Origin of the sequence: Dapis hubbardiae BLCC-M172, assembly GCF_050016015.1 — a bacterium.
Lineage (GTDB): Bacteria > Cyanobacteriota > Cyanobacteriia > Cyanobacteriales > Microcoleaceae > Trichodesmium.
In genome coordinates this window covers 1-12,756 of the sequence record NZ_JBNHEQ010000278.1, presented here as the reverse complement: position 1 = coordinate 12,756, position 12,756 = coordinate 1, and the positions used below count along the sequence as shown (strand labels likewise).

The 12,756-nt window shown below is 35.8% G+C and carries 9 protein-coding genes; 3 read left to right on the top strand and 6 right to left on the bottom strand.

The features are described from left to right. Nucleotides 1-161: 161 nt before the first annotated feature. A complete protein-coding gene (locus ACP6PK_RS26060) occupies nt 162-704 on the bottom strand; it encodes a GAF domain-containing protein (RefSeq protein ID WP_094672830.1) in 543 nt (180 codons plus the stop codon). A gap of 162 nt (nt 705-866) precedes the next feature. Between ACP6PK_RS26060 and ACP6PK_RS26055 the strand changes: the two genes are divergently transcribed. Both ACP6PK_RS26055 and ACP6PK_RS26050 read left to right on the top strand, forming a co-directional pair. After that, entirely contained in the window at nt 867-1,832 is a 966-nt protein-coding gene (locus tag ACP6PK_RS26055) for an ion channel (protein ID WP_426563969.1), read from the top strand. Between the two features lie 1,159 nt (nt 1,833-2,991). Continuing rightward, on the top strand, nt 2,992-5,400 hold the full coding sequence (locus tag ACP6PK_RS26050) for a peroxidase family protein (RefSeq protein ID WP_426563967.1): 2,409 nt from the start codon (nt 2,992-2,994) through the stop codon (nt 5,398-5,400). A 563-nt stretch (nt 5,401-5,963) separates the two neighbouring features. Here ACP6PK_RS26050 and ACP6PK_RS26045 read toward each other — a convergent pair. From ACP6PK_RS26045 to ACP6PK_RS26025, 5 genes are all read right to left on the bottom strand, one after another. Further along, nucleotides 5,964-7,352, bottom strand: coding sequence for an AtzE family amidohydrolase (locus ACP6PK_RS26045; RefSeq protein ID WP_426563965.1), 1,389 nt, complete (start codon nt 7,350-7,352; stop codon nt 5,964-5,966). A 593-nt stretch (nt 7,353-7,945) separates the two neighbouring features. Beyond that, nucleotides 7,946-8,152: a DUF4089 domain-containing protein gene (locus tag ACP6PK_RS26040; RefSeq protein ID WP_426563963.1), complete on the bottom strand. Its 207-nt coding sequence runs from the start codon at nt 8,150-8,152 to the stop codon at nt 7,946-7,948. Nucleotides 8,153-8,185: 33 nt separating this feature from the next. After that, nucleotides 8,186-9,454, bottom strand: coding sequence for a cytosine deaminase (gene codA / locus ACP6PK_RS26035; protein ID WP_426563961.1), 1,269 nt, complete (start codon nt 9,452-9,454; stop codon nt 8,186-8,188). Between the two features lie 429 nt (nt 9,455-9,883). Then, nucleotides 9,884-10,528: a response regulator gene (locus tag ACP6PK_RS26030; protein WP_426563959.1), complete on the bottom strand. Its 645-nt coding sequence runs from the start codon at nt 10,526-10,528 to the stop codon at nt 9,884-9,886. A 440-nt stretch (nt 10,529-10,968) separates the two neighbouring features. Next, nucleotides 10,969-12,267, bottom strand: coding sequence for a sensor histidine kinase (locus ACP6PK_RS26025; protein ID WP_426563957.1), 1,299 nt, complete (start codon nt 12,265-12,267; stop codon nt 10,969-10,971). A gap of 247 nt (nt 12,268-12,514) precedes the next feature. Here ACP6PK_RS26025 and ACP6PK_RS26020 point away from each other — a divergent pair. After that, nucleotides 12,515-12,756 (top strand): hypothetical protein (locus tag ACP6PK_RS26020; protein ID WP_426563955.1); only part of this gene is annotated, 242 nt, incomplete at its 3' end.

The window sequence follows — 12,756 nt, the reverse complement described above, 5'->3', positions numbered from 1 at the left end:
CACTCCCCTACTCCCCTACTCTGAAATAGATAAAGTTTTTGAGAAATGGTATTATATTTTGGAGGGGCTGTGTGCAGAATTACTTCCGCACTTTATACGCCCGGTAGGAAACCTCAGAATTACGCACTCGATGCATGAATTTTGACTTCCGTGAAACGGTATTAACTATCTCTAATAAGTGGTGCAGTTGCTAGACTTATAGCTGCTTTTTGCATAACTTCTATATCAGACTTTGACCAAGAACGTACATCCTGACATTGATGAGCGACTAGCAACCCCCATAAGCTCCTAGAATTGAGAACTGGTACTACTAAATTAGCCTTAACCTGTATGCTACGCAGAAAATCTCTATGGCAAGGATGTATTGGTTCTAATTCAATATTTTCCATTGCTCGTACTCTTCCATGTTGATACATAGCAGCATATTCATCATTAAAACATTCATCAGCTCCTGTTGAACCATAAATGGATAGCTTCCCAGAACTCAAAGACTCAAATATTACCTGTCCTTTCCACTCACGATAAAAGTAGTATAATACAACTCTGTCTACTTGAAGATCCTGTCTAATATTATCAATATTTTTTTGAATAAAAGTGTTTCGTTCTACATTATTAGCCAGACGATTTGCGAATTTTTCTAAATCTGGGTCACTATAATATATATTAGGATTATAATTAGGGTCTTTATTGTCACTATTCGTCATAATCAGTATAAATCAACTACTTATAATTTTTTAGCTTGCCTTGGTTAAATTTTTAGGCTTATTTATAGCCAATATTTTTTTTTCAAATAACTTTAGTTTGACTTATTTTTGCAGCTTTTGCAATATCTATCGAGATAATCAATCATTTTTAGCATTTTCATAATGAAAAAAAACAGACAAAAAACTAAAAAAACTGTTGTGAGAAAAATTGGTTCTGTGTACTTTAGGGTCTTAGGAGTTCCTCAATTTCACTGGAGTGATGTTTACCATTCGCTAATGACAATTTCTTGGCAACACCTATGGGTAATAATTATCAGTTGTTATTTTGTAATTAACACTCTCTTTGCATTTTTATATTTAGGAAGTAATGGAGGAATTGCTAATGCTAAACCTGATTCTTTTATTGATGCTTTTTCTTTTAGTATACAAACTATGGCTACCATTGGTTATGGTGCAATGTACCCCACAAATCTTTATACTCATACCTTAGTAGCTATAGAGGTTTTTATTGGTTTAATTGGGATGGCAATGATTACAGGATTAATGTTTGCCCGCTTTTCATTACCAACAGCGCGAGTTCTTTTCAGTAGGGTGGCAGTTATTTCTCCTTACAATGGCGTACCTACCCTCATGTTTCGCATTGCTAACCAACGCCAAAACTGGATAGTGGAAGCTCAGGTCAGAGTAACTATATTACTTAATCAAGAAGTTACTCTAGAAGGACATTCTTTGCAACGACTCTGTGATTTAGAATTGGTTCGTTCTGAAACACCAATGCTTGCTCTTACCTGGTTAGTAATGCACCACATTGATGAAAATAGTCCTCTATATGGTTGGTCTGAAAATAACTTTAGGGAGTTAAATAATCAGGAAGTTCGATTTGTTGTCACGCTTACAGGGTTAGATGAAACTGTTTCTCAAACTATTCATGCTCGTCATGTTTATACATTAGACAAGATTATCTGGTATAAACGTTTTGTGGATGTTATCTATACAGGAATTGATGGTAAACGCTATTTTGATTACTCACATTTTCATGATGTTGTGCCTTTAAAAACAAGTAATAATGAGCTTAAAATTAAGGCATTAAAGCAGGATAATCAAAATGGTCATCACAGAATTTTATAGGGAGAATTGGCGTCAGCCATCCCCTATAAATTAAAATTTTATTTTTCAACACATTATCAGTTCAATAATGGATAATTGATAATTACCTCTTCCTTTTAGGGAGAGGATTGAATAAAAGGAAAATTTTTTCTTGTTTCTCCTTTAAAGAAGAGGCTTTAAACCTTAATTATTCGGTAATCTATACTAAAGCTCCTAATAATTGTCAAAAACAGACTTTGAATCTTACTAACTACTTGACTGTTGAAGTCAAGCCGAAGTATAGCATTAATGCATGGTAATTGGTATAAGACCTAGTATTTAAGAATAGAGTTTAAATAAATATAGACTTTAAGATCAAGAAAGCAATAGCTGAATGATTACGATATTTTATATAGCTTTGTTAAATGTTGTGGGTGAGTTTTGTGAATATTTGATGAATACCAGTCTTAGTATGTTTAGAAATATACTATAAATTTTGCTTATGAATCTAACCTATTTTTGTTGTTATGTCGACAGACACTATATAATTACTTCACACAAATCAATATTATTTGATGATAAAAATTTTAGAAAAAAGCGGTTTTGATATTAATCTTAAAATTCATCAAATATTTATCTATACTAAATTGTGTTGTTTAGAAAATTAGTTTTACTAGAGAAAATTTTCATGGTTTAACCCATGGTTTAGAAGTATTAATTAAACTAATACATTTACAGATTTTAACTATATAAAGAATCAGTAAAGATATTGATTTACTATTGCTTTATTTTTGTGGTTAATGTCATGATTAATTGTGGTAACTAAATCAATTAGATAAATTTTAATATATTTGGCTTTTTGGTTCTTGTGACTAAGTAATAAAATTAGTATTTTTACAAACATTTTGCCAAGATAAACTTCATAATTAAGAATAAATATTTTGAGAGTTAGCTAACTGAAGTGTTAGCCACTACTGTAACTTTTGTTTCTTTCATCTCTGATGCAAATTAAGCAACAGTTACAGCAGAACACAGTACATTTACTACTCGTGTTTCAGTTATAGATGCAGCATTAAGTGATATCCCATCAGTAATTGTGCGGTTATTTATCATTTTTTGATTCAAATATTCTGAAAAACTGCATAAGCTCAGTAAAGCTGAGAAGTATAAGAATTTAGCCAAGAAAAAAACAAGTACAAAGATGAATTTTCGTACAATTGACGGTAGTAACAATAATCTAGATAATATTGAATATGGCCAAACTGGTGAAAATTTACTTCGTTTAACAGCAGCGGAGTATGCAGATGGAATACAAGAATTAGCTGATGGTCCAAATCCTAGAGTAATTAGTAATACCGTATTCAACCAATCAGAATCTATCCTCAACAACCGTAATTTAAGCGATTATACATGGTTATGGGGACAATTTCTTGACCATGATGTTACTTTGAGCGAGTTACAGTCAGGTCCGACAGCAGAAACTATTAACATTTTTATTCCTGAAGACGATCAAGTTTTTGCCCCAGGTTCATTTATTCCTGTTACCAGGTCACTATTTGATGAAACTACTGGTACTAGCACTGATAACCCCCGCGAACAATTCAATGAAATTACTGCTTGGATAGATGGTAGTAATGTCTACGGTAGTGAAGAAGATCGGGCTGACTGGTTGCGAACTTTTGATGATGGAAAATTGAAAGTTACTGACCATTCTACAGGAGATTTGCTACCAACTCCAGGAGGCGACCCAAATGCACCTCACATGGCAATGGATGGGGTAACTGGTGCAAGCACTTTTATTGCTGGTGATGTCCGAGCTAACGAAAATGTGGGTTTAGCCGCAATGCACACTTTATGGGTACGGGAACATAACCGTATTGCTGAAATTATTGCAGATACTCATACAGACTTACCTGATGAAGAGATTTATCAACGGGCGCGTAAAATAGTAGGTGCAGAAATCCAGAAAATTACTTATGATGAGTTCTTACCTAGTTTAGGTGTAACTCTCGACCCTTATACTGGATACGACTCCACTGTTAATCCTAATATCACTACAGAATTTTCGACTGCTGGTTTTCGCATAGGGCACACTTTAATTAGTTCTACTCTGCCAAGGATAAATGAAAATGGCACGCCTACAGACGAGGGGGCACTCAGTTTAGCAGATGCTTTCTTCCGACCAGATCGTATACCTAGCGAAGGGGGAATAGACCCTATATTGAGGGGTTTAGCTTTCCAGGTGCAGCAGGAAACAGATGCAAGTGTAATTGACGATCTACGGAATCTATTGTTTGGTCCTCCTAGTGGTGGACCAGTAGCAAATGGTTCAGATTTGCCATCTCTAAATATTCAGCGTGGTCGTGACCATGGTTTGGGCAGTTATAATGATGCTAGAGAAGCACTAGGGTTGACCAGGAAAGATAATTTTAGTGACATTTCATCTGACCCAGAAGTAGTAGCAGCACTGGAATCAGTTTATGAGACTGTTGATGATGTTGAAATCTGGGTGGGGATGTTGTCAGAGGATAATTTACCAAATGCTAGTCTTGGGGAATTGAATGAGGCAATTTTAGCAGACCAGTTTACCAGGTTACGGGATGGCGATCGCTTCTGGTATGAAAATGATCCTGACCTTGCTGAGTGGGAGTTAAACGGTGAGTCTGTTTCAGAATATTTAGAGGATTTTCAGTTATCAGATGTTCTCCAGTTGAATACTGGAATTGAAGATGTTTCTGGCAATGTATTCTTTGTTCAACCTGGCGATGTCTTGAACGGTAATTCCGGTAACAATGACTTGTCAGGAGGTGCAGGTAACGATACTCTTCGTGGTCGTGGTGGTAAAGACACCCTGAATGGTGCTGCAGGAGACGATGAACTCAAAGGTGGTGCAGGTGAAGATATCCTGAATGGTGATGTAGGAAACGACAAACTCAGAGGTAATGGTGGTGAAGACATCCTGAATGGTGGTGCAGGAGACGATGAACTCAGAGGTAATAGTGGTGAAGACATCCTGAATGGTGGTGCAGGAGACGATGAACTCAAAGGTGGTACTGGTAAAGACTCCCTGAATGGTGATGCAGGAAACGACGAACTCACTGGTGGTGCTGGTAAAGACACCCTGAATGGTGGTGCTGGTGAAGACACCCTGAATGGTGGTACTGCTAAAGACATCCTGAATGGTGGTGCTGGAAACGACGAACTCACAGGTGGTGCTGGTCAAGACTCTCTGAATGGTGGTGCTGGAAACGACGAACTCACAGGTAATGGTGGTCAAGACCACTTTATCTTTAACTCTAATGAAGCATTTCAATCAGAGGATTTAGGTATAGATACAATTACAGACTTCCAGTCTAATAAAGATATAATTCTACTTGACAAGGATACTTTTACAGCAATAACTACTGCTATAGGTGGAGATATTGGTGATGAGTTTGCCACTATAACAAGTAGTCCTGAGACAAGTGATGCCATTATTGTCTATAATTCTAGTACAGGTGGTTTATTCTACAATGCTAATGGTAGTGCAGCAGGTTTCGGAGATGGCGGTCAATTTGCTATTCTCTCTGGTAACCCAACTCTGACAGCAGATAATTTCCAAATCGGATAATATAGCGCTAGGGAATAGGGAATAGGGAATAGGGAATAGTAAACTGTGAAAGGGTTTCAGGATTTAGAAATGTCCTAACCTTAATGCGTAGCGCTATATCTTCTATGAATTAAACAGGGGATAAATTCTCCTGTTTATCCTGTATCTGAACTGCCCCCTAAGAAAAATCGCGGGTGGTAGTGCATAGTTATAGTAGAGAGAGTGTGGGAGGTGTGGGGAATGTGGGAAGAAATTATATTATGTCCGGTTAAATAGTTATAATTAAAGCTCGTAGTTGTGCTTTAGCCCTATCTATACTTGGGGCTAAAGCACAACTACAAACAAAAACTTTTTGGTCGCGTAAGCGGAACGGAGTTCTATCACTAATCATCCGGACATGATATTACTAAAGCAGGACTTACGCAAAATATGAAAATATACATCACCTGTAGGGGTTAACGGTCGTTCTTACATTGCTGTATTTGAGAACCAAAAACTCAGTAGGGACGTTCCATGGAACGTCCCTGCTTTGGTCTACCCAAATGAAAACTGCTGTAAACAGGAAAATTTATCCCCTGTTTAATTCATATAGCGCTACTTGAAAACTGTTCCATCTCCAAAAATGCTGCCACTCGTAAAATTAATGCTTCATTATAAGGCGCAGCAATAATTTGTACTCCTAAAGGTAAACCATTAGTACGGCGAATGGGAACCGACAAAACTGGCAACCCAATAAAAGACAAAGGTTGCGTATACAAACCTAAATTCGGACGCACTAACACTTCCTCCCCAGCAATAGTCATTTTTTCTTGCCCTAATAGTGGTGCTACACAAGGGGTAGTAGGAGCTAAAATAATATCTACTTCCTTAAATATTTCTTCTACACAACCTTGATACCAACGGCGGAAACGTTGAGCTTGGATATACCAGTCTGCCGGAATTAAAGCACCTGCTAAAAAGCGGTCGCGAGTTGCCGGATCGAAATCTTGGGGACGGGTGCGTAAATTTTCCAAATGCAAATTAGCGCCCTCCGCAGCAGTAATAATATATGCAGCAGCTCGCGCCCGATGTGCTTCGGGTATTGTCACCCGCTGAGTTATACCTAATGCGTCCGCCACCTGTTCGACTGCTGCGAATACTTCTGGTTCCCCACCTTTGGCAAAATGACCGTCAGCAATGGCAATACGCAAACCTTTAATACCTTCGTTTAATTGAGGAAAACAAGTTTCAGGAGGGCGCTTAGTACAAATTGGGTCTCTTGCATCCGACCCTTGCAAAACATCATAAACTGTGGCAATATCCCGCACAGAACGAGCAAAAGGTCCAACATGGTCTAAACTACTGGCAAATAGAAAAACCCCTGCTCGTGATAAACGCCCATAAGTAGGTTTAAACCCAAAGACACCACATAGAGAAGCAGGTACTCGGATGGAACCGTTGGTGTCGGAACCTAGAGTAATGGGGACTAAACCCGCAGCAACCGCAGCAGCAGATCCACCAGATGAACCGCCAGAGATGCGGGTGAGGTCGTGGGGATTGGGTGTTGCGCCGTAGTGACTATTTTCAGTGACGAAACCGTAGGCGTATTCATCCATATTGAGAGTTCCAACTAGGATGGCACCTGCTTGTTTGAGTTTGGCAACGGCGGTTGCATCTTGGGTAGCGGGTGGGTTTTCGGCATTAATTTTGGCTCCTGCGAGGGTGGTTAAACCTGCGATGTCGTAGAGGTTTTTCACGGCAAAGGGTACTCCCGCTAGGAGACCAGGGTTTTTACCTTGGGCAATGTCTGTGTCTATTTGTTTAGCGCTATTGAGTGCGCTTTCTGTCGTGATGGCAGTGAAACAATTCAGTTTGCGGTTAGACTCGTAAATTTGTTCGAGACATTTGCTTATTAAAGTTTCGGTGGTGGTTTTTCCTGTTTTGATGGCGGAGGCGATCGCTACTGCGTCTGTTTGGTTAAAGTTAATAGTCATGTTTTCGACAATTAATAATTAATAATTAACAATTACATCTTTTGTTTTTTAAGATATAGCAATATGAAATGATTTGTGAGAAGAAACTGTAGGGGTTTGGTCTCCAAACCCAATTAAATATAGCATTTCTCAAAAAGAATGCTATATTTAATGGGGCTGAGAAGTGTGGGAGGTGTGGGAAGAGGTAAAAGTAGAAAGAATATATACTAACTGAACTTAAATTGTCACCTGCAGAGACTGGAAATCTTGGTAACTATTTAACTTTTGAAGTATAGCTCAAGCATAGCATTACTTTTAGTAATTGCTATAAGGGATTTGGAAACCAAACCCCTAGAGTAAAATCTTACAACCTATTTAGGATTGCTATATAATTGACTAAAAGGCATTTTTTTTCCTTGATTTGTATAGTCTTTTCCTCTCCCGTAGGGACGTTACATACAAAGTCCTTACCCACACTTCCCCATCCAATCAGATATAGCAAGATTTTTGAGAAATGGTATTAGTTTGTAAGGGTTTGGAGAGCAAACCCCTACTATTAATTGGCAATATACAATACCCCTTCTCATAACAACTACTGTAAGATTATACCAATTTCATTTCTCAATTTTCTCTCCCCATTTTTCTAAGTCAAATTTGGGTGCAGGTTCTATTTCTGGTGGTAGGGGAAAGTCTATTACTAATTGAGCGATCGCTGCTATTCTTTCCATATTTGCTACTACACCTGAAAAATGTTCTGACTGTAATGGTAAATTGATTAATTCTCCTGTTAATTCCACATATTTTTCAATATTTTTCATCATTTATTTCTTCACTTATTTTTTGATTCACATTTTTCATGTCAAGGCAACAAATTTTATTTTTGTCGGAGTAGTTTCTGCTAATAATTTACCCTGAGAAAATACATACTTTACTGTAGCTCGTTTCCTAATTGCATGAAAGGGATTTTTAGCATCTAAAACTATCAAATTACCTGGTTTTCCTACTTCAATTCCATACCTATCCTCCACATCTAAAGTTTTCGCACCATTGCGAGTAATCATTTGATAACAAGCATTAATTTCTGGTATTCCTGTCATCTGACAAATATGCACACCCATATAAGCTACATCTAACATATTACCAGTACCTAAATTATACCAAGGATCTTGCACACAATCATGTCCAAAACTAACATTTAATCCATGTTGCCATAACTCTTTTACTCGCGTCACACCCCGTCTTTTAGGATAAGTATCATTACGACCTTGGAGAGTAATATTAATTAAAGGATTAGCAACAAAATTAATTTTAGACTTCTCTAATAAACTCATTAATTTAAAAGCATAAGCATTATTATAAGAAGCAAAAGCAGTGGTATGACTAGCAGTAACTTGGGAAGTTAAACCTGTACGAATTGCACAAGCAGCAACTACTTCTAAAAACCTCGATTGATCGTCATCTATTTCATCACAATGAATATCAATAAAACAGTCATATTGTTCTGCCAAATCAAAGATATGATGTATAGATTTTACTCCATCTTCTCTGGTAAATTCATAATGAGGAATTCCCCCTACACCATCTACTCCTAATTGCAAAGCAGTCTCTAAAAAAGTTAGATTTTCATCTTGACTATAAATGCCGTCTTGAGGAAAGGCAACTATTTGTAAATTTATCCAATCTTTGACAGTTTCTTTTACTTCTAAAAGTGCTTGTAACGCTGTTAGTGTTGGTTCGCTAACATCAACGTGAGTTCTGACAAATAATACTCCTTGTTTGGCTTGATTTTTAATAGTTTCAATAGCGCGTTTTTTGACATCTTCTATAGTTAACTTTTGTTTTTGTTCACCCCAAATTTCTATCCCTTCAAATAAGGTTCCACTTTGATTCCAACGTGGTTTTCCTGCCGTTAATGTAGAGTCTAGGTGAATATGGGATTCTATAAATGGTGGAGTAACTAATTTTTCTTCTATCTCAATTTCTTTTTGTGCAGAAGCAGGGATATCGTGATAAATAGCAGTAATTCTTCCATCATCAATAGCAATATCTACTATTTCAAGTTGGTAGTTTGGTTGTAGGAAGCGACAGTTTCGCAGAATTAATTCATAAATTTTGTCAGACATAGCGTTTTCTTGGTTCAGATTTGATAATGTTATAATAGCCTATATTATTATATTTTAAAAAAAAATTGCTTAATTATTACTATTGATTTGCCTAGACTGAATCTCAAAAACCAAATTTTACTCGGATATTCTCTACCAATATTACTATTAGTTATATCAGTATTTTGAGTTTATTCACAAGTAGAAAAACTAACAAAACAAGCCCAGAAAATACATACTCTTGAGATTCAAGTTGATAACATTGAAAACTTAGGGTTTAGTATTTTGTCGATGCAGAATAATGCTAATAGAATTAATTTGTTTAATTTGTGGGTTCAAATTCTGATGATGATTCATGTATCTTTCTGTGCTACATTATGAAGTGCGGAATGTGGGTTGTTAAACTAAAAAGTCCAGAAATTTCTTGGAGCCACAAAGTTTTGAGCAACACTATTGACTTTGCCGAGTAAAAATTGGATAGGCCAAAATAGCAGCTTGAGTGCGATCGCGCAAATTTAACGTCCGGAGAATATTAGTAATATGATTTTTGACAGTCTTCTCAGAAATGTAGAGAGTTTGAGCTATTTCTCGGTTATTTGCACCATCCGCAATTAACTTTAAAATTTCTTGTTCTCTTGGTGTTAAATTTTGCCAATTTTGGGGAAGGTTATTAACAGGAATTGAGATTTGAGAAATCACTTTTTTACCTATACCTGGTCCTAATTGTGTATAACCTTTATATACAGATTGAATTGCCTGAGCTAATTCTTCTGAAGGTGTGTCTTTTAACAAATATCCTGCTGCCCCATATCTCAATGCTTGAGTGACATATTCATCATCATCAAATGTGGTTAATATTAACACTTTTATTTCTGGAAAACGCTGATAAATTTCTTTAGTAGCAGCTACTCCATCCATAATTGGCATTCGTACATCCATTAAAATTACATCTGGTTGTAGGTTTTCTATTTGATTTATTGCAGTTTCTCCATTGTCTGCTTCTCCCACTATTTCTAAATTATTTTCTAACTTTAATAAAGCTTTTAATCCACGGCGGATTAAATTTTCATCATCAACTAATAACACTTTAATCATAGTTTATAGGGAATAGGGAATAGGAAGAAAGAATTGATAATTTATGGATAATATTCGAGATTTATAATAAAATGTGCAATTGAAATAGCAGTCAGCGGTCAGCGTTCAGCCATCAGCTCTTTTCGGCGTATGATGGGGTATTCACACCCCCATAACACTTACACCACAAGCTTTTCCAAGCTCTTGTGGGGGACACCGAACCCGCTGATTTTAGCTGATAGCTGATAGCTAATAGCTAGTTAATTTTGCATAAACACTAATGTATAATTAATTTGGCATAAGCACTTATGAAATACAAAAAATTGTCCTACTTAAGACTTAAAAATCAGCCCATCTTCCTATCAATTTTTGGTAGAAAAAATTAGCATATTTTATATAATATAGCGTTTTTAATACGAATGAGGTACACCTATCTTTTTTTCTTCCCTATTCCCTATTCCCTATTCCCTAAAGGAGGGAAAATTAGCAATTATTTTACATCCAGCACCAGGGTCAGTCAAAATTTCCAATTCACCTCCTAATGCTAAAGTACGTTCTCGCATTCCCTGCAAGCCAAATCCAGTAGTATTTTGTTTTAAGTTGAATCCTTGGCCATTATCTTGAACAATTAGATGTAAATTTGTAGTAGTAAAAATATGAATTTCTACTGTAGTTGCTGAGGCATATTTATAAATATTAGTTAATGCCTCTTGTACTATACGATAAATAGCAATTTTGACTTCTTGATTTAGAGAAGAATTGATACTTATATTGCTTGTAGGTAAAATACCAGTAGACTTATAAAAATCTGCTATTAAATTAGCGATCGCTGATTCTAAAGATTGATTTAGCCACCAATTATTCCGTAAAGCTGCCACTGACTGACGCACTTCATTTAAAGCTTTTGAACCTAGTTGTTTAGCATCTGCCAAAAATTCCATTGATTCAGAAGGTTCTGATTTTCTAAGTTTCCAAGCTGCCTCTAAATTAACATTTAAAACTGTTAAATAATGCCCTAAAGAATCGTGAATTTCTCTAGCAATTCGATTTCGTTCTTCTAAAGCAGCAATATTTTCTATTTTTCTGGCGTATTGTCTTAGTTTTTCATTGGCAATTGCTAATTCTTCTCTACTTTTTCGTTCTGACATTACCGCTTTTACTAATAACTGAAGAAAAATTATTAATAACCCAAACATAATTATTGAAGTGAATAGAACTAAGATAAATCTTTCTCTAGCAAATAATGGTATTCTCGTCAGATTTTGTAATCTCTGAATTTGAATAAGTATAAATAAAGAAAAAACAAATATATTGATAATTATATTTTGCTTATCGGCAAAAATCAAACAATCCCGAATTACTAAAATTAGACATAACATTGGAGATAAATGTAAACCGCCCAAGAACGTCGTAATAATTATTAAAATAATTTCAATAGTAGTGTAAATAATTTTATAGTAACGGGATTTATTAATCGGTAAAAATATTCCCATTATGCTAAATACTATTAGGAGAAAAAGATTTATATAGAGTAGATTTGATACTTCTCCCACAGGAAAAAAATGTATTGAACGACGAGCATATAGAGGGAATTTCAGAATTTGACTGAGAGTAATGATTCCCAATAAAATCCATTCTAAATACAGTAAAAACCGAATAGGGTGTTTAGTTATTTTTTGCAAAAAAATCATAAGTTTGTAGAGAATTAAGTTGAACACAATTTTAGCATAAATCATCACAATAAAATTTTCATGGCTCATCGTAGGACTAAAGTCCTAGAAAAATTTAGGACTTTTTTCTCTAGTTATTTGAGAAGAGTAACTTGTAGGATAGATTTCAGTACACACAAGTAGCAAAAAAATAATTGCGAACAAATACGATTAGCTGATCGACCAGATAAATAAAAGCAGGATTTACCTAGAAACATTATAAATATGTAGTGTTTAAAACTAAAAAATGGGTAAGTTCTGCAAGAAAACCAAAACATTAAATGAGGAGAAATTAATTATGAGACGTGTCTTTGGAAGAGGACTATTTTCCAACTTCAACCCCGAAGAAATAGAAGATATTCCAGGAGATGGTAGTTTACTTGATACCTTACAAAATAATATAGGTTCCAACTTTGAGGGAATAGAAGGTATTCCAGGAGATGCTAGTCTACTTGATACTTTACAAAACAATATAGCTGCGAACTTCGAGGGAATAGAAGATATTCCAGGAGATGGTAGTCTACTTGATACCTTACAAAA

Coding starts and splice junctions, on each gene's coding strand:
- ACP6PK_RS26050 (WP_426563967.1), top strand. CDS start 2,992: ATGAATTTTCGTACAATTGACGGTAGTAACAATAATCTAGATAATATT.
- ACP6PK_RS26030 (WP_426563959.1), bottom strand. CDS start 10,528: ATGATTAAAGTGTTATTAGTTGATGATGAAAATTTAATCCGCCGTGGA.
- ACP6PK_RS26025 (WP_426563957.1), bottom strand. CDS start 12,267: ATGAGCCATGAAAATTTTATTGTGATGATTTATGCTAAAATTGTGTTC.
- ACP6PK_RS26040 (WP_426563963.1), bottom strand. CDS start 8,152: ATGATGAAAAATATTGAAAAATATGTGGAATTAACAGGAGAATTAATC.
- ACP6PK_RS26055 (WP_426563969.1), top strand. CDS start 867: ATGAAAAAAAACAGACAAAAAACTAAAAAAACTGTTGTGAGAAAAATT.
- ACP6PK_RS26060 (WP_094672830.1), bottom strand. CDS start 704: ATGACGAATAGTGACAATAAAGACCCTAATTATAATCCTAATATATAT.
- ACP6PK_RS26045 (WP_426563965.1), bottom strand. CDS start 7,352: ATGACTATTAACTTTAACCAAACAGACGCAGTAGCGATCGCCTCCGCC.
- codA (WP_426563961.1), bottom strand. CDS start 9,454: ATGTCTGACAAAATTTATGAATTAATTCTGCGAAACTGTCGCTTCCTA.